This is a genomic window from bacterium, assembly GCA_021371935.1.
Classification (GTDB): domain Bacteria; phylum Armatimonadota; class UBA5829; order UBA5829; family UBA5829; genus UBA5829.
On the sequence record JAJFVF010000012.1, the window covers coordinates 191,929 to 218,246 of the forward strand.

The following is a 26,318-nucleotide window of genomic DNA, read 5'->3' on the forward strand; positions in this document are numbered from 1 at the left end:
TTACTCATCTTTTAGTCTTCCCTGATTATATCTTCGTCGAAAGACTCAGCTATCTTGTGACCAGGTTCCACATATAAAAAGTCATCTTCATCCCACTGTAAGTTGACCAGCCTTTCGATAAGAGACATGCTTCCTTCAATCTCAGCGTATTCCCAGTTATGGCTGTCGGCGATTTCATGCGTAAATTTGCGATATGCTTCTATGTCTCCCAGCCCCATGTTGATGAAAGTGGCCCGTGTGTAATGTTGATACCACTGCTGCTCCTGTTCGATCAAATATTTGGCGTTTTCCTCGCCGTATTTTTCTAAGTATTGTCTGTATTTCTCCTGATAGTTACGCTCATGAACATCGTCTATAAACCCCTGCTGCACATCGCCTTCCTTGAAGTCTATCCAACCGGGGCTGTAATAATATGTGCCGGGATGAGCTGCAAACTCCTTGTTATAGCGTTCACGCGAACCCAGAAATAGAGTAATGCAGTCATGAGCACGGGGAATTATTATGGGGATGGATCGCGCGACAATATCTGCTGTTCCGCGACTGCACAGTCCGTAACCCAGAGCAATCAGCTCATAGTCCTGATCTTCACATTCATCAATTTGAGATTGAATGGTGTCTCTGAGTTCATCGGGAGTGTTGTGCAGCCCGAAAGCAAGAAGCTCGATATCTGTTTCATGCCGACTCTTGGCTGCCGCCTGTTTGATCTCATAGCTGAGAGCCTCACAGGCAATGATTTTAATCTTACGTTTTGCGCTTTTGAACGAAAATGGTATTTTGCCAAAAACCATAACATAGGCTGCAGGCAAACCCCAGCATAAAAAACACTGCATCGCATTTAGCAGCGATGGCTCTGTTTGTGATGAGGATATAAAATTGCGATGGATTATTTCGTTTGCGATATAAATCACACATATTGCGAAAATTGCAGTACCTATGATCCTGTTGACAATAGAACTATGCTTGCCATGGAAGCAAGCAAGAGCTGAAAAAAGACATAAAACGCCGATCAGCGGAAGTATCCAACCATTACGTAAAAAATGAAATGTTGCTGCAAAAAAGCATACCGCTGCCGTAAGTATAAGAATGATCGCAATACTGACTCGAGCGCCGAAACTCAATTAATACACCCCTGCATTACATATATAATACTTGAGTATACTTTATCAGTCCTGCTTGGGCAAGGAATTCTTCTGCAGAACCGAATCATTACTCTCCCGCAACCTACGTGAAAGCATGGTAAAATGGTTCAGCCATTTAGCATGGGAGGAGAACCCCCACTGGATGTAACTGACAATAGATCTGTTGAGGAGGATATGCTTATGGACCCAAAAGTATTGTTTGTAATCACCATCACAACCGCACGGATGTTTATGCCCGGAATGTCGGGGTTGGCAAAGATACCTGGTATGAATATGCCCGACATGAGTGCGCCTACAAGAACGATCACCATGGACTTGACCAGCGATCAGAAACCGCAGGAGAGTTATAAGGCAGAGTGTGCTATTCCTGAGGGTCTGAAACTGGGTCCAAAAGTGGACTTGAAGATCGACATTCCTGAGAAATCAACAACGTCTCAAGAGTCGTTTTCAGAAGATGAGTCTACAGCAGATAAGTCCGGCGATATGAAGATGAAGACCTATTGGGGCTGCGGGCAGTCCATACCGGACGGCCAACCAAAGATACTCGACACCAAATCAATGGGTATGATCTCACAACAATCATTCAAGTCAGGCAAACTAAAGACATCTGCGACGAGTCGCATCATCGATAAAGATAACACGCATGCTTATTGGCCTAATGGCGATTTCAAAGGAATAGCTAAAGATGCTGCCGCCGCTCCCGGTGACTATGATCTGACCACCAACTTCTGTGGCCAGACGAAGGTGATGCTCAAAGGCACTCAGGATTTTCTTGAGGCGATAGAGATTATGGAGCCCGGTAAAAAGGGTGCTGATGTCACAAAAGCCATCCCGATCAAATGGAAAGCCGTGGCGAATGCCAAAGCATATCTGCTGATGGCGTTTGCCTCGTCAGGCAATGAGATAGTGACGTGGACATCCAGTTCCAGCCCTGATTTTCCGATGGACTTGCAGTATAAAGCAATCAAGAAGTCGGACCTCGACGACTATGTCAAAAAGGGAATTCTACTCCCCGGCGATGCCACGTCCTGCTGCATTCCTGCAGGGGTTTTCAGTGGAAAAGAGTCACCCATGTTGGCGATAATCGCATTCGGAGCCGACAAGATTCAGGACAGAAACGGTATAGAGGCTAATGTGGTTATTCGCTCCACTGCCACCATGACACTTGGCGCGGCGATGCAGATGGAAGATGACGATGAATCCGATGAGCCGGACGAGGCCAAAGTGAAGAAAGACGATGTGGGCGAAGAAGAAGAGGTAGAAAACGATGATTCCGCTGATGTTGTCGATCAGGCAGACGAGGCTCTCGACAAGATCGAAAAGACAGACAATGTAATAAACCGCGCAAAGAGAATCTTTAAGCGCTAGCCCGCATTATTCGCGAGGAACGTGAATAATGCTCTCAGAGACCCGGATTATGCGGTAAGCGCATAATCCGGGCTAGACAAAATATGGGGCGCGAAGTCTTCGCGCCCCACTTTAACTTAACCTACAACTGCCGACACTTACTCGTTTTGATGTTCTGCAATCGGGATCAGCAGTCTTCTTGCAATCTCGATATCTCCAGTGGATTTCAGCCTGCCATCCACATTTCTGCACGCGAGGGTAATGGCCTGTTCATAGTCCACCATCTCCTCGGATGATCGCATGTTCTCTGAAGCGATCACGGCCAGTTCGTAGTCCTGAATCCCTTCACGAAGCTGTTCCCAGCGCAGGCTGGATATCGGTCCGTTCTCTCCTGGATATACGAAGAACGTATCCCCCGATGGAAACGTAATATGCGCCTGCCACTGTACATGTTCGTAAGGACTCTCTGACCAGTCGTTATACGCCCAGCGCAAAAATCCATCATAGCCGCCCTGCATCGCGAAAAAGCCCATCATGCGTGACTCGATAAGCGGCGAGTGAACGAATGTATTTGGAAATTCAGGTCCGCAGCATACATAATAAGTTGTAATTGATTTCTCTGGACTATCCTTTGCCGCAACACAAACATTGTCCGGATCAACAAGTTCGACCACTCCCACGGCGCTGCGTTCGGGTGGAGCCATCTCGGCTATCCCTCGCTCATTAAACGGCACCGCGAGTGAAAGGTCGTCCATACTGCCAAAGAGGTTGCTGCGTGTATTGGCGGCAAGCGCAGTCTTGAAGTCGGGAGCGTATTCACCCAGGAAGTCAATCATCTTCTCCATAACTTCACTGGGCTTCTCGTCAAAGGCAATATAGGTCTTGTCCATCCACCCTTTGCCGGTCAGATGCTTGCGAAAAGCATCAAAGAACGCTCCCCATGCCTTCACATACTCATCGTCCATGATCTGAGTCATCATCTCAACTTCATTACCGCTTTGAGCATCGGTGTAAGTAATCAGGCTCTGGCCGGCTTTCTCGGGTCCCTGGACTATGGAGTAGCAGTGAATAGTCTGCTCGATCCCATATTGGCGGTGAATCTCGACATACTTATCGAATATAGAAAAATCGAATTCGTATGTGTCACCGCGCCTGATCCACTTTACGGTGCTGGGGTACGGCGTATATGTCTGATCGATCCATGGCTTTGCCACCACAGGAGCAACAACTGTTTTCTGTCCATGCGCCGCCATATCTTCCAGATAAGGCTTCATATGCTCGAAATGCTCTTCAGACCACATCGGGTCGCCATAGAAGCGTGCAATCGCTCCAGGGTTCATCCAGATGTTTAGGTAAAATTTCCAGTCATGGACATCCGGCAGGTCGACGTCGGCGACTTCTATTTGTATCGATCGGCTGGCAAGCTGCTTGCCGTCGAGTTCCAGCGCCGCAAGACCAAGGTAGACCCCTTTGGGTATATCCTTTGGTACTTTTATATTTATGTAGAGCGCGGCGGATTTGTCGATATCGAAAGAATCAACCGGATAAAGCGGATCGCAAACCATTCCTGCTTCAGGCGTCGGCACTGCGCCGACAAGATATATGCGAGCGGCATGGGCAGGTATGTTTCCGCCAGGGCACGATAAGTCGCTGAGTATCAACCGAGCATTTTTCACAGGCTTGTTCGCCGTAACAAGAGCCGTAACCGAGGTTACGGAGTTGCGGCATGTGAGCGCTTTAAGCGGCACGTCCGGCACATCCGGCGGCACTTCACCTTGCAATGGAGGTCTGCGAAGCGTCTGCCAGGCTAAAATATTATAATCAGACAAAGGGTTCCTCACATTCAGCTCTTCCCAAGCAATTTATGTTAAGTAAATTGCACATTTCGGTCTGGATTCCGTATGTTCAGAGCACGTTCTCTGATATAGGTTCAAGACCATGTTTACTTAGAGTATTTTGACCTAAGCATGCAACAATGTCAATGCTTAAATTCGTCGATGTCCATTCGATATAACCCGAACGGCATTCATTCCCAATCAACAGGTGCAAGAATGTTGTTTAATTAAAAATTCTTTTGTTGGTCAGACAATCAAACATTATAGCCCGCATTGAAGGATGATCGCAGTAAAAGTCGAACATGCAAATATGAAAAATGTCTAATACGAGATATTGTGCCGAAGACACTGAAGCTGTAATAGGATTCAAAAATGGGGGAAATTGCTGTGGAGCTATTTGAAGATATTTCCAAAGAAGAAGCTATCAGCCTTTTTAAGTCGGGTCAGCTAGATGATGCGATTCCAGCGTTTGAGAACATAGCGCTGAAATTCCCGGACGATCCTCAGATTCATTCTTATTTAGGCATGGCTTACTGCAAGATTGGTGAAAAAGAAAAATGTATCGCTTCATTTGAAAAGTCGCTGCTGCTGCTCAAATCTGCGCGAGCACACTACAATCTCGGCATTGCATACGATTCTGCAGGCAGGCAATCGGAGGCTAAGGACCAATTTCAAAAAGCCCTTGACTATGACCCCAGCTATTCTCCGGCAAGGGAAGCCATCAGGCAGATTGATTCACAGCATTCAAATGAGCCGCCGATAATGGCTCGGGTTGCATCCGAACCACAGCCGACGATTATGGGGCAGGCTCCGCCGACTGTTTCCGCACAGCAAAGCAATGCAATTGGAATGGTGCCGGATTTCACCACGCTCGCAGCACCAAAAGCTCCTCCCGACCTTTCAGCCGAAAAGGCACAAAAAGAACTGGAATGGCAGGAGCGGAGAAAGACTTACGTTAAGTCTGGTCTGGCATATGGCGCCATCTGCGGTGCTGTGCTTTTACTTCTCATTCGCCTGTGTTTGGTGATTATGGCTTCGTCTTTCCTGGGCAAAGGTAGTGCGCTATTGATACTTGTAGGAGCGATAATTCAGGGCGGCATCGTCGGCGGGATCGTCGGACTTTGGGTCGGTCTGACCTGTGGAGCTGAAAATGAGGGCGCCGTCGCTGGTGCGGTTGTCGGCGGTGCATACGGCCTTTTGGCAGGCCTCATAGGCGGTATGGGCGGACTTGCAATATTGAACATGCTTTTTTCCGCCCTCTGCACTGGAATCTTCGGGTTCTTTATAGGCAAAATGGTCGCCTCCAGCCTGAACTGATAAATTCCACCCCAATACTCAATATCAACTACAAAATATTAAATTTGAAGGTTTGCCTCTTTTCGCCAGACGTCAAGCATCAGTTCATAGCGCGCAAGGCGCATGCCTGTGTAGATGCAGTTGCTGGTGGAAAAAATATAACCTCCGCCGGGCATGCCATGTTTGATTGCATATCTTGCGGACTCGACCACTTCTTCGTCGGTGCCTGTGTCCAATAGGCCGCAGTTGACATTGCCGATCAGACACACTTTGCCTCCATAGAGTCTCTTGACTTCGGCGATATCAACACCTGCCTGTGGATCGATTGAATGCAGTGCGTGCGGATTTGCATCAACTAATTGATCGACTATCGGCATAATGTTGCCGTCCGTATGCTTTATAGTGTAGAACCCCATATCACGGTAGCCCTGTATAAGCTTTGCAAGATACGGCGTCACGAACTCGCTGAACTGCGTCGGGCTGAGAAACGGACCGGTGTTCAAACAATAATCAGAACACAGCGCCCAACCGTCAAGAACGTCGCGCTCGGCATATTTCGCAGCCATCTCCAGCGCATCATTGACGTTCTTATCTGCTTCGGCCTTGAGTCCATCGGGATCATCCGCCATACGGTAACTGAACTCGAGCATATCCTCACCATTTGGTATGGCATAGGTGGCATCACCATGCAGCATCAGAAAGTATTTGTCGCCGGTCTTCTCGCGGATTATATCCAGCAGCCTCATTGTCTCGTCAAAATTATCACGACTGCTCTGGGGAAATATGGCGCTGTGCTCATATTTCTCTGCCGTCATAATATACGTGTCGGCAATGTCCACGCGGTGAAGCTGGCGCTCTTTCTCCTCCATCTGACCCCATTGATGGAAGCACCTCTGTGATGGATGGAGTTTGCCGAATGCTTCCATAGTAAGGAAGAATACCAACTCGAAGTGAGGCACTCGCCCTGCAAGGGGCTGCCGGTTAAGCGCTGCAATAAATCTCTCTCTTGGCGTCATATTCATCTTTTCCTAACTCGTCTTTTGTCAGTAACCTGGTTCAATTTCCACGAAAAGTGAATGGATTCCTCTGCGGACCTTAAAAACTACTTCTTTTGGTTTTTGGCCAGCAATTTCCTTCATCGCGACTTCGAGATCGGAAGTCCCGGCAATATTTTTGTTGTTTATCTCACAGATGACATCACCAGACTGCAGACTACCCAATGCTGCCCAACTTCCATCGGTTACGGATTCCACATAGACACCCATCTCATCAGCCTGGAGCATACCCTCGCTCCTGTCCGCAAACGCTATATCGCGGGCAGTAAAACCGAAGTCTTCATCCTCATATTTTTTATAATCGCGTGTGGGTTTTGGCGAGGTCTCAAGCTCCACCGATATATCCAGAGGCTTCCCATCGCGGATTATGCCGAGCTTTACCTGAGAGCCGATATCGTATTGCCTTATCATGCTCGGCAAAACCTCTTCATCGCCGAGCTGGTCTGCCGGTATTGTCTCATCATCCAGCTTCAAAATAAGATCTCCAACCTTAAGCCCCGCCTTTTCGGCTGAACTTGACGGATAGACCTGCGTTATACGGACGCCGGTCTTGCCGGAAACACCTAATGCAGCAGCGAGATCGTTCGTAAGCACCTGCATATCTATCGGCAGCCAGGCTTTCCTTGCCTCGATGCCTGATCTGCTGTTTTCATTCTTTCCTATCTTTACGATGGTCGCATACTGCTTCTTGCCGCGGACGATGTTTACCATGACCGGCACAAGGTTGTCCTTGCCGTCAAGAATCTGCCTGGTCAGTTCGCGTAGTTCCTCAACGCCGGTAATATCTTTATCGCCCACCTTTACAATAACATCTCCCCCACGTATTGAGGGTTTGGCCGATCCTGCAGGACCGCTCGGCAATACTCCAGTGACTACGGCTCCGGCTTGTGAGGCAAGCTGCATTTCCTTACTCATCAAATAGGTGATGTTTGATGCGCACATGCCCCAGTTTTTCAGCTCATCTTCTTTGCCTATAGCACTCTGCCGTTCGACAGTGGTCACGTTCAGCGCCACTTCCTTGCCGTCACGCAACACAATGGCCTTTATATTTTTTCCGACTGGTAAATCTGCAACAAACTGATTGAAAGGAGGTAGTTCCTCTCTGAACTTAGCCACGACTTCTTTGCCATTGAGACTGAGCAGGACATCACCTGACTGAAATCCGGCGCTTTTTGCAGGTGAATCATCCATCACTCCGCTTACCAGAATTCCCTTCTCCAGACCTGAAGATTCGAGCAGCGGCTGGACCTCCAGACCCAACCAACTCCTGGCAACCCTGCCGTTTGCTATCAACTGTTCTGCAACTTCCTTGGCGAGGTTAGACGGAATAGCACCAGAAAGCCCGTAACTTATCTCATTGACGCCCACAATCTTGCCGTTGCGATCCACCAATGGACCGCCTGAGTTACCGGGTCGTATAAGAGCGTCGTGGCCGATCCATCTTACAATAGACCCAACGTCCTCGCCGTCGAGTTTGAAATCATCAACAGAGACAAATCCGGGCATTATCATCTCCGTGTTGCTTATTATGCCCATAGTCACACTCTGCGAGAGGGCAAGAGGACAGCCCATGGCAAATACACGGTCGCCCACACCCAACCTAGACGAATCGCCGAAAGTGGCATACGGAAACGGCTTTTTGTCGGGTGATTTTAATTTGATGACCGCGATGTCCGCAAGGGCATCTGTTCCGACAAGCTCAGCATCAACTTCCCGCTTATCAGCCAGAGTACAGACGATGCGTTTTGCGTCCATTGCAACGTGGTGATTGGTAATCGCATAGCCGTCGGGCGAGATTATGACTCCGCTGCCTGCAGACTCGGTTTTCATCTCGCGTCCCTGGCGATAATCTGCAGCGACAATCAATATTCTGATGAGCGCCGGGCGCACAGCCTCAACCGCCGTGGTCATCTCGCGCTTGATCTCATCCGCGCTGCACACTAAAGTTGAAAGCATAAACACAACAATTGCAAATGCCGCTTTTTTTGCTTTTGTGCAAAACATTTGGGACAGAACCTCCCATCTATAAGTTACTGTTCTATCAGTCTAGGCTATAACCCTCTCAGCCATGCCCGCAACGGAAAAATTCAATTGACGTGTGCGCAGCAGCGAGTATAATAGATATTGAGAGGGCCACGAACATGCTCGATGATTATAAGTATAGCATAGGACGGCTCGTCGTCTACAGACACACCGAACCTAAGCTCCCAAAACAAAGCTATGGCCACCACGGCTCCGAAAGGACAGTCGGCGAAGTGCTTGCCGTCGATATGGTCCCCAAGCCTATGCCTCATTGGGTTTACAGCATTCGCAACGTGCGAAACCAGGAAATGAGCCGAGTGAATGAGGACCAGATTAAGTTCGCCACCGCCGTGGGCCGATATTGGAAGAAGATCAACTCGAAGTCAGCGGAACGCAAATCTGAGGACGGAGCACTGGCCGAGATGATAGCCAAAGCTCTGACCAATCCTGACCGCGCCAAAATTCTTGGTTCGGCATTGCGCGACCTGATCCGCAGAGAAGATATGGCTGCTCGAGCATCCGAAGAAGGAGTGAACCTGCCTGTTATGGTGGGTGATTACATACGTGTTCGAGGAGACCTGCGCACAGAGGTTAAACATATTCATAACCACTATGCCAAAGTGCTGAAGGTCGAGCCGTCGGACATCGCTGGGATCGAAAACCCTGACTTAAGATTGGGTCAGTCAAGGTTGTATAGAACTCTACACAAATATCATATCATCACGACCGAGGGTGTCGAATCGGATATATATGACGCCGAGGTCAAGCTCTTCTACACCGCAAACGGTCGAAAGACTATATTGAACTGGCGCGCCGCTACCCTCCTGGCAGAAGCATTCAAGGACGAGCCGCCATACAACCTCGAATATGAGTATCTGTCTGATCACATATTCACTCGTGATGAACTAAGCTCGAAAAGCCGCGGCGAACTTGCACAGATATTGGCTTCGATGCTGTATGTGAAGGGCAGGATGGGCTGGCGCGACTATCAGCGCCGGAGTCAGTTCTTTGCCGGCACTCCCAAAAGCCATCTGCTCGATGAAATACTGGAGGTCTCGCGATTCGACTCAAGACGTAATAGGCTGATGACCGGCGAGGAGATCACAGTTCGTCAGAAAGATGCATACAGGCTTAGAAGACTGCTCAAAAACAGGTAATTAACTGCGAAATTGTCCATAGGGACATTAGCCTATCGGCTCGAAATGTACAATTCTTCTAAACTCATCGTAGCGCATGTTGATATCTGCAAGGGTGAGGCGTTTGAACATGTCCAAGCTGAAATCCTGCACGTTGTATGACGCTAGGGTGCTTCCATATATCACGGCATTGCGGATATTCATGTCGCTGACCTCATCCGTGCTTGCAATATAGCCCATGAACCCGCCCGCGAAACTATCGCCCGCTCCTGTCGGGTCGGCAACCTTGGTAAGCGGATATGAAGCGGCCATAAAGCATATGTTCTCGCCGCAATACATCACCGCGCCATGCTCGCCCTTTTTAACCACCACATACTTGGGACCATATTTGTGAATCTCATTTGCCGCAAGGGTTATATTTACGATTCCGGTAAGCTGCCGCAGTTCAGCATCGTTGATAAACACAATGTCCACACGCTTCAAAACTTCCAGCAGAGCATCACGTTTTGATGATATCCAGAAGTTCATGGTGTCACATGCTGTAAGTTTGGCGCCAGGGGCCTGGTCGAGCACCTTAAGCTGAAGCTCGGGATCGATATTCGCCAGAAACACATATTTGGATGACTTATAATTGTCGGGCAGAACAGGACTGAAGTTCTGAAACACATTGAGCTCGGTAAGCTTGGTGTTTGCCTGGTTCATGTCACCTTCATATGAGCCTGCCCAGTGAAAGGTCTTGCCGCCGGGGATTGTCTGGAGGCCGCGGGTGTCGATCCTTCGCGACGCGAGGAACTCCAGGTGCTCTTTTGGAAAATCCTCCCCGACTACACCGACTATCCGCACCGGCGTGAAGAAACTTGCAGCCACCGAGCTGTATACTGCTGCTCCACCGAGTGCTCGCTCTGCCTTGCCGTAAGGTGTCTCCACCGTGTCAAGCGCTACGCTTCCTACTATGAGTACACTATTATCAGACATTATGATCCAATTATTCCTCTATTCTAAAATATCTTGCAGCGCCCGCTTTAATGCAGGCAAGTCTTGAGAAACTATGCTCCAAACAATATCGAGATCAACGTTGAAGTAACCGTGTATAAGCCTATCTCTGGTACCCGCAATCTGTTTCCATGGAATTGAGGACCAGCTATCCCTAACATCTTCACTTACTGATTTTGCTGCTTCCCCAATGATTTCCAAAAGCCGAACTATTGCAAGAGACATCACCTCGTCAGTTTCTAGATCGACCTTTGTTTTGCCGGTGGCAAGTTTAGTTGCTTTGATTGTAGCGTCCAGCATATGCATCAGGCGTACACGATCATCATTACTCAGCATATACAAGCTCCGATTCGTTTATCACGGCTTGCCGAAAATAATGACTCAGGAAACCTGGAGTGTTAAGGTCCACTTTGCGACCGAGAATTTCAGACAGCTCATCTTGCATCTCAAAAAATGCGAAACCCGGCACGTGATCTGGCTCGAACTCAACCAGCACATCCACATCACTTGTAGGCTTGAAATCAGAGCGGAGCACAGAGCCGAAAAGCGACAGCCGCTTTATGTGATGGCGTCTACAGTAATCAGCTATGGCTGATGTATTAAGCTCGACATTATGTTTTGAGCCATTCATTTTTGTGTCCTCTTGCCGGCAAACATTCTCTCTCGATACACCATCATCAAAAACTTTGGCAGCACGCTGACTTTTGAAATTTTGCTCGGGTCTTTGGCAAGACGATATGCCCACTCAAGACCATGGTTTTGAAACCATACTGGGGCGCGCTTGACCCTGCCGGAGAATACATCGAACGAGCCGCCGACTCCCATCGCGACACTTATGCCCATGTCACTCATATATCGTTTTATAAACTTCTCTTGCCTGGGAATTCCCATCGCAACGAGCAGTGCCTGTGCGCCGGACTCCTTGACCAGCCCTGCTATTTCAGAATCACTATCGGGCTTGAAGTAGCCATCATGCGTGCCTGCGACATTCATTCCCGGATATGCTTTTGCCAGGTTATCGGCCGCAGCATCAGCGATGCCCGGTTCGGCACCAAGAAAAAATATTGAAAAACCGTCCTCGGCAGACATCCGGCATAACTCGCGCGCTAAATCGACTCCACTCACTCGCTCAATCAGAGGAGTGCCGAGAATCCTGGCGCCTTTAATTATACCAGAGCCGTCCGGCGTGACCAGATCAGCCTCGTTTATAATATTTTTGAGATCATTATCATCTTGAGCACGAGCAATCATCGAAGCATCAGCAGTGACGATCATGTGTGGTTTGCCGCTGGCGATGAAGTCCTTTATTGCATCAAGCGCATACTTCATGTCTATGCGGTGCACTTTTATACCGAGTATTTTAATGCAGGGAATGCTTTCTTCCATTAGGCAAATACAACCTTAGAAAATCCCAAAAGATTCTTTCTCGAACAGCTCCAAAATATTGTCTGTCTCTTTGATCCTGTCTGCGGCGATAGTATGCGATTTATCGAGAGTGATCGCTGCTGTTGACATATCACGAAACTTCTTGGCGGCTTCATAGCCGCCTTTGAGGTTTCTTGGGTTCATGGCAAATATTCTGAGCATGCCTAGTGCTCCTAATAGATCAAGTGCATCGGCATCCGTAAGCAAAACCGACTCAATGCACCTGTCCTCTGGCCCGCCATGATGATATTGGATGCAATCAAGCACGACCTTTTTCATTTCCTCGGACATGCCCTGCTCCGCCAAAAACTCCTCGGCAACCTCTCGCGACCTGTCGGCATGCCAAACACCCGGAACTGTCCATTTTTCATACCCGCCCCAATCGTGCAGATAGGCAGCCAGCCAGATTACATCGCTATCAAATTCCAACCCTCCGCCTATCAGAGCGACCAGATGAATCAGACGCTCTGCGTGCTGCACAGCCCAGTCGCCGCCATATTCATATGTCAATTCGACTATTTTCTCTTTGTTCACAACGCCAACTCCGGCATATTTATCTCGCACTGCCAACAAATTAAACCGCGAATGCCCGTATGCTGTCAAGGAGACTGACTCCAGGCAACGGTCATTTGCATGTTTCAACGAAGACAGTATAATTAAAGCTGTCATTATAATAGATCAAGTGAATCGACGGTAATACAAAACATGCGTCAGCCCCTGTTGACAATGAAAGGGATTACTAAACGGTTTCCCGGCGTGCTTGCCTTGCACAATGTTGATCTCGAACTGAATCGGGGTGAAATACTCGGCCTGATCGGTGAGAACGGCGCCGGCAAGTCGACCCTGATGAAAATTCTGGGCGGCGACTATCCCGCCGATGAAGGCGAAGTGCTCTTTGAGGGCACCAGCGTTCATATGAATGATGTTCAGGACTCGATTGCACTGGGTGTCTCTCTCATCCACCAGGAGCTGTGTCTGGCTCCTAATCTTGACGTTGCTTCCAACATTTTCCTCGGTCATGAGCCGCAAAAAGGCCTCCTCAAGATTGTCGACCGCAAACAGCTCTACTGCAAGGCAGGTGAGCTTGCCAAGCGAGTGGGCATAACAGCATCCTTGACTGATCTTGTGGAAAGTCTTTCTCCCGGTGAGCAGCAGCTTGTGGAAATTGCAAAAGCACTCTCATATGACGTGCGCATACTTGTCCTCGATGAGCCGACTAGTTCTCTCAGCCCCGCCGAAGCCGACAAACTCTTTGAAGTCATGAAGATGCTCAAGAGTGAAGGTGTCGCGATGATCTACATATCCCACCGCCTGGGTGAAGTGCAACAGATGTGTGACCGGGCTGTGGTGCTGCGCGACGGATGTCGGGTGGGAGAACTCGACAAGGCACACCTGACGCCTGACGAAATGGTGAAACTGATGGTCGGGCGCAACATTTCACGTTTTTCAAGTAATGACACCGAGCGCCATAAGGGTGATATCGTGCTCTCGGTGCGCGACATTCAGCACGTGGGCGGCAAAGGCAAAGTCAGCTTCGAGCTGAGAGCAGGTGAAATACTTGGAATCGCAGGGCTGGTGGGCGCAGGCCGCACGGAGCTTATGCAGGCTCTCTTTGGTGTTAAGCCGAAGCACTCAGGCGATATCTATATGGATGGGCACAAGGTCGAAATAAAATCATCCACTGATGCCGTGCGCGCAGGAATGGGATTTGTGCCTGAAGACCGCAAGGAACTCGGTGTTTTGCTGGAGATGAGTGTTACCGAAAACATATCGCTGGCCGGTATCGGTACATATAACCCGCCGTTTATGGACCGCAAGCGCGAGATGCAAGTTGCCAAGGAACATGTGGAAGCACTGGAGATAAAGACTCCCTCGCTTTCGCAGGAAGTGCAGTATCTCTCAGGAGGCAATCAGCAGAAAGTGGCACTTTCAAAGTGGCTCAGCCTGGACCCGAAGGTCCTGATACTCGATGAGCCGACCCGTGGCATAGACGTGGGAAGCAAGAGCGAGATTTATAAGCTGATCCGTGATCTGGCAGACAAAGGGATGGGCGTTATAATGGTCTCATCTGAAATGGAAGAGATCATTGGCCTCTCGGATCGAGTCCTGGTAATGCATGAAGGATACTGCACAGGCACACTCGATCATGACCGGATCAACGAAGAAAACATTATGCAGTTGGCAACCGGAGGTAAGGCGAGTTGAAAAAAATACTCGGTATGATATTGCTCCTGATCGGGCTGGTAGCCATAATATGTGTCTACCAATACGCTACAACTGGCAGTGTCGTGTTTTTCAGCCCTGTCAACATTTCCAATCTGGCACAGCGCATAGGCATGCTCGGCATCTATACTCTTGGGATGGGGATTGTGATCCTTTCCGGTGGTATTGATCTATCGGTAGGCTCAGTGGTCGGGCTTGTGGGCGTGATTATCGCAATGGGCTATGTCAACTACGGCTGGAGCCCTTGGATTGTGAGTGTGGCGGTGCTGCCATTTTGCGCTTTGCTGGGTCTGTGGCACTCGTTTTTGATCGGACATTTCAAACTGCAGCCTTTTATCGTAACGCTCAGTTCACTCCTTTTGTTAAGAGGACTTGCAAGGGGAATTTCAGGCGGCAAGGGGATCACACTCGAGCATCCAACTTTCCCTATCCTCGGAAACAATTCACTTCTGGGCATACCAATACCATTTCTCATATTGGTCGGCTTGGCGCTGATCGTCGGGTTCATAATGAACTATACAGTCTGGGGGCGATATCTATATGCCATTGGACGCAACGAAGAAGCAGTGCGATACTCTGGTATCAAAGTCAACAATATGAGGACACTTGCCTATGTAATATGCGCAGTGCTCGCCGGAATAGCAGGGATCGTGGAATTCTCATACACTGGAGACGTACAGCCTGCAAACAGCGGCCTTATGTATGAGATGTGGGCGATTGCAGCGGCAGTGCTTGGTGGATGCAGCATGCGCGGCGGCGAAGGTACTATGATCGGCATAATAGTAGGCGCCACGCTGATCCGCCTGATGGACAATGGAATCAATTTGATGGGTATTCCATCCGACTGGCAGTGGGCGGTGATTGGTGTGATTATCATCTGCGGTGTTATCGCCGATGCAATGCACAAACAGCGCCAGGCAAAAAGGCTCAAGGCGTAAGAAGGTTTCTTTCTGTATTTTGAACAATATAGACATATACTTATGGTCCGGATGGGCATAACGAAAAGGTTGCCGCCGGACCACAATTATTGATATGGGACTTCGAGAGTAAACCCTGAATTTGATGCACATGGTGGATGGATAATGCCCAAAAGAACTGATATCAGAAAAATACTTGTCATAGGCAGCGGACCGGTCGTAATCGGCGAGGGCGGCGCTTTTGATTATATAGCTGCGCAGGCCTGCCGTGCCCTTAAAGAAGAGGGTTATGAGATTGTCATAGCAGACTCAAATCCCTCGACCATCACCACAGACCCAAATCTTGCCGACAAGACATATATCGAGCCGCTCACCTGCGATTCAATTACAAAGATAATCGAGATAGAAAAGCCCGACGCTCTATTGGCGAGCGTCGGTGGGCGCAGTGCGCTAAACCTTGCGATGGCTCTCGAAAGCAATGGAGCGCTCGCGAAACATTCCGTGACTATGATAGGAATGAACACGGATGTGCTCTCAAAGTGTGATGATCTGTCTGTGGCAGCTTCTGCCGGTGCAAAATATCCGATAGGCAAAACCGTATGCTCAATGGAAGAGGGCATGCAGGTGATAAGGCAGATCAAATTCCCTGCAATCCTCAGACCCTCCGGTGTAGCCGGAGGAGCTGGCAGTTCCATCACTTATAATCTGGAAGAATTCGGCCAGATGTTAGCATTCGCCTTGAAGACCAGCCCCGTGCGTCAGGTGTTGATAGAAAAGCCGTATATAGGCTGGAAGAATATCGAGTTTGAAGTCTTGCGTGACTCGAATGGCCGCAGCGTCACTATATCAGGCATGGAGAGTATAGACCCGACAGGTGTTCACTCCGGCGACAGCGCTATGGTCTACCCCATCCAGACAATGAGCGATGCACAAATCGAAAAACTCTCTGAGCTTTCCAAAAAGATCGCCGATACATCCGGTTTGGTTGGCTCCATGAGCATAGGTTTTGCAGTCGAGCCGTCCAGCGGAGAGATCGTTGTAATGGACATCGATCCTATCGCTACCAGGTTTACTGCCTTGGTCAGCAAGGCAGCAGGTGTTCCAATAGCGAAAATATCGGCCAAGCTGGCTTTAGGAGTTGGGCTCGACGAGATCACAGTTGCCGGTAAGCCCTGCAGCGAATTCGTGCCGCCGAGCGGCTATGTCGCGGTCAAGATGAGCAGGTTCGACTTTGAAAAGTTTCCCGACGCTGACACCACTTTAGGCACATCCATGAAATCGGTCGGCGTGGCGATGGCATTCGGCAGAGACTTCAAAGAGGCACTGCAAAAAGCCGTCAGGTCACTTGAGACCGGCCATCAGGGGATGGGCGCAGACGGCAGAGGCATATGTCCCAGCGCCGATCAGATAAATGAAGCGCTTGCCCGTCCCAATCCAGAAAGACTTTTCTTTGTAAGGTGTGCCCTTTCAGCAGGTATGACGGACGCTGAAATCTGCGAGATTACCAGGATCGACCCGTATTTTATCAGCCAGATTCAGCAGTTACTAGAGTTTGAAAAGAAATTGGCTGGCAAGTCACTGGTGGCAGTGACGTCTGAAACACTGCTTCAGGCAAAGCAGCTCGGTTATTCAGATGCGCAGCTAGCCGTGCTCCTCGAAACTGATGAGGAGCAGGTCCGCACTCGCAGGAAAGTCCTGGGTATCTGCAGCGGTTACGATTCAGCGGTGAACATGCTCTATTCCACGTACGAGCCGAAAGACAATAGCGTTGCTACTTCATCCGACAAGAAAGTGATTATCATCGGCGGCGGTCCCGACAGGATTGGCCAAGGAATAGACTTCGGTTACTGCCTGGTGCATGCGTCTCTGGCGCTGACTGAGGCCGGATACGAGAGCATCATAATAAACCCAAACCCTGAAGCCGTCTCGACTGATCCGGACTTATCGAGCAGGTTATATTTTGAGCCCCTTGAAAGCGAAAATGTGCTGAGCATAATCGACCGCGAGAGGCCGATGGGCGTGATAATCAGCTTTTCTGGTCGTGCAGCTTCCAGGCTGAAAGCTGGCCTTTCAAAGGCCGGGGTAAATATATTGGGGACATCTATCCAAAGTATAGAGCAAGCTTGTAAAGGTGATGCCATCGGCAAACTGGGTATCAAACAGACCGAATCCGGCACTGCAATATCTTTGGTTGATGCTTTGAATTGTGCCAACAAAATCGGCTATCCTGCACTTGCCAGGTGTGCTGATTCCATACGGATAGTCTATGATGACAGCGATATTACTGCATTTGTTCAGGAAATCGGAAATAAATCGCTGGAAAAGCCGCTTGTGATTGCCAAGTTTATCGAGGGCGCCATCAAAGTCGACTCGATTGCAGTTTCGGACGGCAAAGATACAGTCATATGCGGCGTTATGGAGCACATAGAGCAGGCTGGCGTCCATTCCGGCGACAGCGCTTCTTCCCTGCCGCCTTACAGCCTTACTCAAGAGACAATCGAAGAGATCAAACAACAAACGCGACAAATTGCGCTCGAGCTTGATATCAAAGGCCTTATGAGCGCTCAGTTTGCAATCAAGGACGGTGAGATATATGTCCTCGGGGTCAACCCTATGGCTTGCCGGATGGTGCCGTTTGTATGCAAGGCGACCGGCATCGACTGGACGGAGGTCGCCACAAAGATTGCAATCGGCAAGTCTCTCAAGGATCAGGGCATATCCGAAATCGAACCAAAGCGGGTTTGTGTGAAAGAAGCTGTCTTCCCATTCACGAGGTATCCTGGGGTGGACGTGGTGCTTGGTCCTGAGATGAAGTCTACTGGTGAAGTAATGGGCATCAATGAAACCTTCGGGGCCGCCTATATCAAGGCAGAGATAGCCGCGGGCCAACTCCTGCCCGACAAAGGCACCGTGTTCATGAGTGTAGCCGACGCGGACAAGGACGAGGCTGTCGAGATAGCACGCAAACTCAATGAACTCGGGTTCGAGATTGTGGCGACACGCGGCACCGCCAAATCATTCAAATCCGCCGGGCTGTCCGTCCGCACAGTTTACAAAATAGGTGAAGGGCGGCCTGACGCGACTGACCTCATCAAAAATGAAGAAATAGACTTGATTATCAACACCCCAAGCGGCAAAAAACCCAGGCAGCATGAGATTACGATCAGGAGCGCAGTCGTTGCTCGGGGAATTCCAATTATCACTACAATCGCAGGAGCGAAAGCGACTATCTTCGGAATGAGGACCATCCGTGATCATCACTCCATTGTGCGAAGTATCCAAGATTATAAATAAGAGGAAATATCAGTGTTACTGGACATTAAGGCAAAATGGGTGTGGCCGTCGAGCTATGAGTGCGGTCCAAATCAATACGTTCAGTTCAGGCATGAGTTTGATTTAGTCGAGTCGATAGAAAAAGCCAAGCTCATCATCAGTTGCGACACCAACTATGCCCTGTGGATAAACGGAGCATTCATAGACTGCGGACAGTATCACGACTTTCCAAATCATAAGATTTGTGATGTGCTGGAGATCAGCAATCTTAAGCAGGGCAAAAATGTGCTCGCATGCCTTGTCTATTATCAGGGTGAGGATAGCTTTCAGTATTTTAAAGGCTGGCCTGGACTCATATATCAGATCGAAGCCGGTGGAATAAAGATTACAAGCGGCACGCAGACTATCTGCCGGGTCGACCCGAATTATAAGAACGGAGAGGTCGATAGAATCACATGTCAGCTCGGTTATACATTCGAGTATGACGCCAGGGGCACAGACAATTGGCGAGAACCAAATTACACACCCGGCACTGATTGGAGTCATTTGTCGGATGTCGACACTACCAGCGTGCAGGATCGTCCCTTGGAAGCCGTCCGACCTGTCAAGAAGCTCATCTTCAAAGATAGAATAGAACCTCGCATTGCCGCTCAGGGAATCTTTGTCAGAAGAACCAGTGATGAAACTTCGCTCGCAGAGAGTATTCAGACGGACTGCCTGTCCACAAAGTGCATTGTAGACAGATTAGAAAGTGGTGCACTCTATCTCAGAAGCGAAGCCCAAGAAGATGCGGACGGGTATTACCTCGTCTTTGACCTCGGCAGGGAAGAAGCGGGAATTTTTGACCTGGACATAGACGCAGCAGCAGGGACAATAGTCGATATCTCATGGGGAGAACACCTCGATGACCTGAGAGTGCGTTCATATGTCGGGGGCAGGCACTTTGCAAGCAGATATATTTGTAAAGAATGCCGACAGAGTTTCATTCACCACTTCAAGAGGCTCGGCGGCAGATATGTTCAGCTTAATATAAGCAGCATATCGGACAATGTGACGATCTATTATGCGGGCATTGTCCCGACGGAATACCCCATTGAGAAGAAAGGCAGTTTCACCTGCTCGGACAGTCTTCATAACAAAATATACGAGACCTGCGCGCGCACATTGCACCTGTGCATGCACGATCACTATGAGGACACACCCTGGCGCGAACAGGCTTTATACGCCATGGATATGCGAAACCAGGCTCTGACGGGTTACTACTGCTTCGGTGAATATGATTTTCCCGCCGCTTCCATTGCGCTTTTGGGAAAGAGCCTGAGGGATGACGGCTTTCTGGAGATGTGTGCGCCTGCGCAGTTGTCTATCACCATACCGGTATTCAGCCTTGCCTGGGTTCTGGCTGCATCAGACCACTATCACCACAGTGGAGATATAGATGCCCTGCGCGGTTCTTATCCTGTTGCGAAACCGATCGTGGATAAACGGGCAGAATCTATGGTTGATGGGCTTGTGCCTGTGCCATGCGGTGAGCAATACTGGCATTTCTATGACTGGGCATACTGGCTCGACGGCGGCGATCGTGTACTAGATAAAAAGCGTTTCGACGCTCCGTTCAATTTATTCTATATACTCGCCCTCGACGCTGTTGCATCTTTGGCAGCAGCGCTGGGAGACAGCGATACGAATGCTGCCTACCAGTCTCTCGCAGACAGTTTGAGAAGCCGTGTCCACGAAGTGTTCTGGGATTTTCAAAATGGCGTATATCAGACATACGCAGGTGAATGCGCGGCCAGAGACCATTATTGCGAACTAGTGCAATCTCTTGCAATACTGGCAGGGATCTGCTCGAAAGAAACTGCCGCAGAGCTTCGCAAAAGACTGGCCACTGATGACAATGGTCTCGTGAAGACCACTCTCAGCTACACACTCTATAAGTTCGAGGCACTGCTGACTGATCCCGGCTCATACGGCGCATATGTCTTCGACCAGATAAAACGCGACTGGGGCTATATGCTTCTTCATGGCGCTACCAGCTTTTGGGAGACCATCAATGGCGCATCAGATTTTGCCGATGCGGGAAGCCTGTGTCATGGCTGGTCCGGGATACCGGCGTATTTCTACCATGCATACGGCCTGGGCATCAAGCCTACTGCACCTGGGTTCGCAAAATATGATCGTGCTCCCGCCCCTAATGTATTCGATAAAGTATTAGGAATAGTACCTACTCCGAACGGGTCGATGCGTATTTAGGTTTACTGCACGGTCACAGTAAATGTCTGGGTCTTAATTGGCGCAATATCCTTTTCCCAGGGACGAGCATATTCCAGGACTATCTGAGTCGTGCCTTTACCTGCTGCCTGAAACGTCCACGCCTCGGTGCCGCCTGCACCCATCAGCCTGCTTTTGGGCTCATTATAGACACTGCCCATAGATTTCACAATCTTCTCGTCAGGCTGATTGCCCAGCCGCCACTGATAACCCGTGGTTGCATTGGAATCCAGCGTGATCGCAAACTCGCTGCCTGCATTTGCCGCAATGGGTATTGCCTGTTTTGAAGATGCAGGCACAGTAGTGGTAATGGAAATCATCTCTTTCGGTTGTGGCGGCTGATCACTTTCGTCCGCAACGACGGTCAACGTAATAAGCATCAGGCATGCAAGCGAAACAAATAAACGAATGGTACTTGCCATAAATGCATTCATCTCTCAATACCTCCTGATTGTAAAGACTTATCGCTAGAGTATTTCTTGCCCACTCTTGTCCATTCCTGTATCATGAATATGATAGTCACAATCTCAAGGAGACAACTAAAATCAAATTTGACATATTGACCACCGACCACAAAACGCTCGCACGGCGCGGTCGGCTTACACTCAATCACGGCACTGTCGAGACACCGGTCTTTATGCCCGTAGGCACCCAGGGGACTGTGAAAGCAACCAGCCAGGAAGAACTCATCGAAATGGGTTTTGAGATCATCCTGGGCAACACTTATCACCTGTATCTGCGCCCCGGTCATGAGCTGATTAGGAGCCTTGGCGATCTGCACAAATTTATAAACTGGAAAGGCAATATCCTCACTGACAGCGGCGGGTTTCAGGTTTTCAGCCTGGAGCACATACGCAAAATTGGCGAGGACGGTGTCGTCTTCAGGAGCTATGTAGACGGCTCGTACCATGAGTTTACGCCCGAACGTGTAATGGAAATCCAGAGCGCATTAGGTTCCGATATAGTAATGGCATTTGACGAATGTGCCCCCTACCCCTGCACCGAGGATTACGCCCGTAAGGCTATGATCCGCACGCATGAGTGGGCAAAACGCTCACTTGCGAGCCACGATTCGAGTCAGGCGTTCTTTGGAATTGTGCAGGGCAGCACATATCCCGAGCTGCGAAGCGAAAGTGCAGAGTTTATTGCGTCGCTTAATACCGATGGGATCGCTATAGGTGGAGTATCAGTTGGTGAAGGCAAAGAACTGATGATGAATGCAGTCGACTGGTCGGTCCCGCACCTGCCTGAAGCCAAGCCTCGCTACCTGATGGGTGTAGGGACACCCGAAGATATACTTGACGCGGTGATCCGCGGGATAGATATGTTCGACTGCGTGCTCCCGACACGCCTTGGGCGCAACGGCTCGCTGTATACGTCTCAGGGCAGGATCAACATCAAGAACAATAAGTTTATAGACGACTTTTCGCCGGTCGACCCTGAGTGCGACTGCTGGTGCTGCAGGAACTATTCGGCAGCCTACCTGCGTCATTTATATAAGTGTGATGAAATCCTCGCCTCGCGCCTTGCGACATATCACAACCTGTACTTCTATCGAACCCTGATGATAAATATCAGACAGGCTATAGAACAAAACCGCTTGACCGAATATAGAAAAGAGTTCCTCGCAAAGTATCGCATGCATCGCGCATCGGTTCATGACGAAGTCTCTCGTCAGGAGAATAATAATGGATCAAAACATAGTTACTCTGGAGAGCGTCCGGCACGACCCTAAGGTCCGCACCTTTATAGAGGCCGCGAACACTCAGATGAATGCACTCGGCTACACAGAGCATGGCTTCAGGCATGCAGGCATTGTCGCTGAAACCGCTCGTAACATAATAGACAGCCTCAGTAACAACGGCAGGACGGCCGAGCTTGCCGCGATTGCCGGTTACCTTCACGACATAGGCAACGCGATCAATCGTCTCGGGCATCCAGATACTGCTGCGCTGATGGCATTTTCGCTGCTCAACGAGATGGGAATGCCTGCGACTGAAGTGGCTGAAGTCATCGCGGCTATAGGCAACCACGAAGAAGAACTCGGCGCGCCGGTGAGCGCCATAAGCGCCGCGTTGATATTGGCGGATAAGTCGGATGTGCACCACTCCCGTGTGCAAAACCAGAACCCGCTCACATTCGATATCCATGACCGCGTGAACTTCTCAGTGCAAAAGTCCAATATGCGCGTCGATCAGGAGAACAAGAGCATTAACCTGGAACTGACCACTGATGACCAGTCCGCCTCAGTGATGGAATATTTCGAGATATTCCTGAGCCGCATGCTCATGTGCCGCCGTGCAGCAGACTTTTTCGGCTACAAGTTCAAGCTCATAATCAACGGCGTGGATATGTAAAACAGTGTGAGTTGAAATATGACCATACGCAGGGCAAAACAGGAAGATAAAGAGGCTTTGTGGTCAATCCAGACTCAGGCCATACGGCGTCAGGGACTGAGCCACTATAGTCTTGAGCAGGTAGACACATGGGCTGGAGGAAATACGCATCGACCGGAAATGTACACAGAAAGCATCGATAAGGATGTCTTTCTTGTTGCCGATGATGATGGCAGAGTCGTTGGATTTACACACCTTAAGGATCAAACCGGTGAAATTTGCGCGCTCTACGTACATCCCGATTATATGGGCCGAGGCATCGGCAGAATGCTTTTTGAGAGAGTGCAAGAAGAAACCCACCGTGTAAATATCACCAAATTGTATGTGAAAGCCTCGCTGAATGCAGTGGAATTTTATAAGAAAATGGGATTTATATCAGACCAACAGATCATGCATCGTTTCCGCGGCGGTATGCAAATACCCTGCATGATCATGTCAAAGGTCATATAAGCCTTTTCAGATCACACATTCTCCCGCTGCAGGTGGTTGCCTCTGAAGGATTCGGATTACACCTCGGGGAAGTCTTAACCATAATTCCAACCTCCAGCACAAATTTCCGTATATGGAGAGTCAGATGAACTTATATATAGGCGCAACACGGCAAAATGACGGCAAGACAATTACATGCTTGGGTCTGATCTCCGCACTCAAGAAACGTCTGCCGAACGTGGGATATATCAAACCGGTCGGGCAGAGATATATTGAGATAAACAGCCATAAGATTGACGAAGATGCCCTGCTGATCAAGAAAGTTTACGATCTCAAAGGTAACCTCGAAGACATGTCTCCGATTGCCGTTCCGCGTCACTTCACGGAAGACTACATAGACAACCCCAATCGAGCAGACTTGGTGGATAAAATAATGGCTGCCTTCACGCGCGTGTCCATGGGTAATGATATCGTTGTCGTGGAAGGCACGGGGCATGCCGGGGTCGGGTCGGTGTTCGATATGTCTAATGGTGATGTCGCATCATTGCTCGGATGCAGGGCTGTTATAGTGTCTTCGGGCGGTATCGGACGGCCTATAGATGAAATTCTGCTCAACAAAGCAATGTTCGATGCATCCGGTGTTGAAATTCTGGGAGCGATCGTCAATAAAGTCGAGGAAGAAAAATACGAAAAAGTGAAGTCCTACGTCACGCGAGGGCTTGAAAGAAAGGGAATCGACGTATTGGGTGTGATGCCGTATCGACCTATGCTATCCAACCCCACCGTTGAGCAACTGCTTGAAGATATTGACGGCGAACTGGTAAGTGGTGAGCGAGGGCTGCGCAATGTTGTTGGCAAGATGGTGATCGGCGCAATGCCTCCTCACCAGGCCATCGAATATATGCGAAGTGATGCTCTGCTCATAACTCCCGGCACACGTGATGATATAATCCTTGCAGCAATGAGTTCGTGTATTTTAGGACACACGCCGAGTGTGGCAGGAATGATCCTGACCGGTGGGACAACACCTCAGCCCAACATCATGGAACTGGTCGCAAAAACATACATTCCCGTAATCCTTGTCCGTGATGATACATACAGCGTTGCCTCAAAGATAGCCAAGCTGATCGTCAAAATCAGACCTGGAGATTTCGAGAAGATATCCGCTGCGGAAGCGTTGGTGGACGAGTTTGTGGATGTTGATCGCATAATAGAAAAGCTTCGTAAAGGTAATTAATTGCAATAATGAGCGAAAACCTTACATATGACCAGGCGCTCGAATATATGAACGGGCTCCTGGTATTCGGAATAAAGTTCGGGCTGGACAGGATAAGAGCTTTGTCAGAGGCCTTAGGCAGCCCCCATAAACAGCTCAGGGTCATTCATGTAGGCGGCACAAACGGCAAAGGCTCCACTGCCGCATTTATTCAGGCAATCTTGAGTGAGGCGGGGTATCGGACAGCTCTTTATGTGTCACCTTACGTGCGCGATATGCGTGAGAGGATCCAGATTGATGGACGTATGATCGGCAGAGAAGAGTTTGCCGACATCATAAGCGAGATAAAGCCGGTCGCCGATAAGCTCAGTGAAACAGACCTGGGACCCGTGACTGAGTTTGAAGTCAAGACAATGGCAGCATATCTCTATTTTGCCAGACAGCGTGTTGACTTTGCAGTGATGGAAGTAGGCTTGGGAGGCAGATTCGATGCCACAAATATTGTTGAGCCGTATGTGACCGTGATTACAAATGTCAGTCTCGACCATATGGACCGTCTTGGTGATACGGTGGGCAAGATCGCGTTCGAGAAGGCCGGAATAATCAAAACCGGCAGTGTGTTAGTGACTGCAGTTGATGACGAAGAAGCCTGGCGAGTAATAATGGATCGGGCAAGGGAAGAAGGTGCTGAAGTCTGGAGAGTGATGAGTTCGCACTCCAGAAAGTCCGGCTCACCATCAGCCGATGTTCAGTTCAAATACACCAGCAAGGACTGTGACTTTTCGATTCGCGGTCCGCAAATGCAGATGATAGGCTTGAAGCCCGGGCTGACAGGTCAGTTTCAGCATGTCAATGCGGCCACAGCCATAGCTGCCGTGCTTGCACTGGAAAAATATGAAGTGCGTATACCCCAGCAGGCAATTCGTGCAGGTATAGCTTATGCTTATATTCCAGGTCGGCTGGAAGTGATGCAAGATAACCCTAAGCTGATCGTGGATGGTGCGCACAATCCCGCTGCTGCTCGAAGTCTTGCAAAGGCTGTGCGCGAGAACTTCAAATATGACAGACTTATTCTGGTGATTGGAATGCTGAGCACTCATCCATGCGAAGGTGTGCTCGCACGGCTCGCACCTATGGCATCGCTCATAATAGCAACACAGTCCAAATGGAAAAAAGCTCTGCCTGTACAAAAACTGGCAGACGAGGCTCGAAAACACTGTGATAACGTGGAGATTGTGATGAATGTGCCGGATGCGGTGAACCGTGCGCTTGAGATCGCAGACAAGAACGATCTGATACTGGTTACCGGCTCGTTTTATACTGTAGGTGAAGTCAAAATTTAGGA

General features: G+C 49.4%; 22 protein-coding genes. 12 read left to right on the plus strand and 10 right to left on the minus strand.

What is annotated here, in order from left to right; genetic code table 11:
• Positions 1-11 precede the first annotated feature (11 nt).
• On the minus strand, positions 12-788 hold the full coding sequence (locus LLG46_09550; protein ID MCE5323542.1) for a DUF1638 domain-containing protein: 777 nt from the start codon (positions 786-788) through the stop codon (positions 12-14).
• A gap of 531 nt (positions 789-1,319) precedes the next feature.
• Between LLG46_09550 and LLG46_09555 the strand changes: the two genes are divergently transcribed.
• The gene (locus LLG46_09555) at positions 1,320-2,507 is read left to right on the plus strand and encodes a hypothetical protein (GenBank protein MCE5323543.1); all 1,188 of its coding nucleotides are present in this window, start codon (positions 1,320-1,322) and stop codon (positions 2,505-2,507) included.
• 137 nt (positions 2,508-2,644) lie between these two features.
• On the opposite strand, the gene LLG46_09560 is transcribed toward LLG46_09555, so the two are convergent.
• A complete protein-coding gene (locus tag LLG46_09560) occupies positions 2,645-4,315 on the minus strand; it encodes a DUF4091 domain-containing protein (protein MCE5323544.1) in 1,671 nt (556 codons plus the stop codon).
• Positions 4,316-4,708: 393 nt separating this feature from the next.
• Here LLG46_09560 and LLG46_09565 point away from each other — a divergent pair, with 393 nt between their 5' ends.
• Positions 4,709-5,638, plus strand: coding sequence for a tetratricopeptide repeat protein (locus LLG46_09565; protein MCE5323545.1), 930 nt, complete (start codon positions 4,709-4,711; stop codon positions 5,636-5,638).
• Between the two features lie 38 nt (positions 5,639-5,676).
• On the opposite strand, the gene LLG46_09570 is transcribed toward LLG46_09565, so the two are convergent.
• Positions 5,677-6,633, minus strand: coding sequence for a uroporphyrinogen decarboxylase family protein (locus tag LLG46_09570; protein ID MCE5323546.1), 957 nt, complete (start codon positions 6,631-6,633; stop codon positions 5,677-5,679).
• Positions 6,634-6,660: 27 nt separating this feature from the next.
• Positions 6,661-8,676: a PDZ domain-containing protein gene (locus LLG46_09575; protein ID MCE5323547.1), complete on the minus strand. Its 2,016-nt coding sequence runs from the start codon at positions 8,674-8,676 to the stop codon at positions 6,661-6,663.
• Positions 8,677-8,813: 137 nt separating this feature from the next.
• Between LLG46_09575 and LLG46_09580 the strand changes: the two genes are divergently transcribed.
• Positions 8,814-9,851 carry a hypothetical protein gene (locus LLG46_09580; protein ID MCE5323548.1) on the plus strand — a complete coding sequence of 346 codons (1,038 nt, stop codon included), beginning with the start codon at positions 8,814-8,816 and terminating at the stop codon, positions 9,849-9,851.
• Between the two features lie 27 nt (positions 9,852-9,878).
• Here LLG46_09580 and LLG46_09585 read toward each other — a convergent pair whose 3' ends face one another.
• The 5 genes from LLG46_09585 to LLG46_09605 are packed head-to-tail and all read right to left on the minus strand — an operon-like array spanning position 9,879 to position 12,782.
• Positions 9,879-10,805: a PfkB family carbohydrate kinase gene (locus tag LLG46_09585; GenBank protein MCE5323549.1), complete on the minus strand. Its 927-nt coding sequence runs from the start codon at positions 10,803-10,805 to the stop codon at positions 9,879-9,881.
• Between the two features lie 18 nt (positions 10,806-10,823).
• The gene (locus tag LLG46_09590; GenBank protein MCE5323550.1) at positions 10,824-11,159 is read right to left on the minus strand and encodes a DUF86 domain-containing protein; all 336 of its coding nucleotides are present in this window, start codon (positions 11,157-11,159) and stop codon (positions 10,824-10,826) included.
• Positions 11,149-11,454, minus strand: coding sequence for a nucleotidyltransferase family protein (locus LLG46_09595; GenBank protein ID MCE5323551.1), 306 nt, complete (start codon positions 11,452-11,454; stop codon positions 11,149-11,151). Before LLG46_09595 ends, LLG46_09590 begins: the two co-directional genes overlap by 11 nt.
• Positions 11,451-12,209 (minus strand): WecB/TagA/CpsF family glycosyltransferase, encoded by a 759-nt coding sequence (locus LLG46_09600; protein ID MCE5323552.1) that lies wholly within the window; start codon positions 12,207-12,209, stop codon positions 11,451-11,453. The genes LLG46_09595 and LLG46_09600 overlap by 4 nt, the downstream gene beginning before the upstream one ends.
• Before the next feature lie 15 nt (positions 12,210-12,224).
• Positions 12,225-12,782 (minus strand): HD domain-containing protein, encoded by a 558-nt coding sequence (locus tag LLG46_09605; GenBank protein ID MCE5323553.1) that lies wholly within the window; start codon positions 12,780-12,782, stop codon positions 12,225-12,227.
• Positions 12,783-12,974: 192 nt separating this feature from the next.
• On the opposite strand from LLG46_09605, the gene LLG46_09610 reads away from it, so the two are divergent.
• The 4 genes from LLG46_09610 (at position 12,975) to LLG46_09625 (ending at position 20,914) form a co-directional block, all read left to right on the plus strand.
• Complete coding sequence (locus LLG46_09610; GenBank protein ID MCE5323554.1) at positions 12,975-14,453, plus strand: sugar ABC transporter ATP-binding protein; 1,479 nt, start codon at positions 12,975-12,977, stop codon at positions 14,451-14,453.
• Positions 14,450-15,409, plus strand: a complete 960-nt coding sequence (locus LLG46_09615; GenBank protein MCE5323555.1) for an ABC transporter permease — start codon at positions 14,450-14,452, stop codon at positions 15,407-15,409. The genes LLG46_09610 and LLG46_09615 overlap by 4 nt, the downstream gene beginning before the upstream one ends.
• Positions 15,410-15,553: 144 nt before the next feature.
• Complete coding sequence (carB, locus tag LLG46_09620) at positions 15,554-18,682, plus strand: carbamoyl-phosphate synthase large subunit (protein ID MCE5323556.1); 3,129 nt, start codon at positions 15,554-15,556, stop codon at positions 18,680-18,682.
• A 12-nt stretch (positions 18,683-18,694) separates the two neighbouring features.
• Positions 18,695-20,914: a family 78 glycoside hydrolase catalytic domain gene (locus LLG46_09625; protein ID MCE5323557.1), complete on the plus strand. Its 2,220-nt coding sequence runs from the start codon at positions 18,695-18,697 to the stop codon at positions 20,912-20,914.
• Between the two features lie 2 nt (positions 20,915-20,916).
• On the opposite strand, the gene LLG46_09630 is transcribed toward LLG46_09625, so the two are convergent.
• Positions 20,917-21,366: a protease inhibitor I42 family protein gene (locus LLG46_09630; protein MCE5323558.1), complete on the minus strand. Its 450-nt coding sequence runs from the start codon at positions 21,364-21,366 to the stop codon at positions 20,917-20,919.
• Positions 21,367-21,476: 110 nt separating this feature from the next.
• Here LLG46_09630 and tgt point away from each other — a divergent pair, with 110 nt between their 5' ends.
• From tgt to LLG46_09655, 5 genes are all read left to right on the plus strand, one after another.
• Positions 21,477-22,667, plus strand: a complete 1,191-nt coding sequence (gene tgt / locus LLG46_09635; GenBank protein MCE5323559.1) for a tRNA guanosine(34) transglycosylase Tgt — start codon at positions 21,477-21,479, stop codon at positions 22,665-22,667.
• Complete coding sequence (locus LLG46_09640) at positions 22,621-23,289, plus strand: HD domain-containing protein (protein MCE5323560.1); 669 nt, start codon at positions 22,621-22,623, stop codon at positions 23,287-23,289. The genes tgt and LLG46_09640 overlap by 47 nt, the downstream gene beginning before the upstream one ends.
• A gap of 18 nt (positions 23,290-23,307) precedes the next feature.
• Positions 23,308-23,778, plus strand: a complete 471-nt coding sequence (locus tag LLG46_09645; GenBank protein ID MCE5323561.1) for a GNAT family N-acetyltransferase — start codon at positions 23,308-23,310, stop codon at positions 23,776-23,778.
• A 124-nt stretch (positions 23,779-23,902) separates the two neighbouring features.
• The gene (locus tag LLG46_09650) at positions 23,903-24,994 is read left to right on the plus strand and encodes an AAA family ATPase (protein ID MCE5323562.1); all 1,092 of its coding nucleotides are present in this window, start codon (positions 23,903-23,905) and stop codon (positions 24,992-24,994) included.
• An 8-nt stretch (positions 24,995-25,002) separates the two neighbouring features.
• Positions 25,003-26,316 (plus strand): bifunctional folylpolyglutamate synthase/dihydrofolate synthase, encoded by a 1,314-nt coding sequence (locus tag LLG46_09655; GenBank protein ID MCE5323563.1) that lies wholly within the window; start codon positions 25,003-25,005, stop codon positions 26,314-26,316.
• Positions 26,317-26,318: the final 2 nt, after the last annotated feature.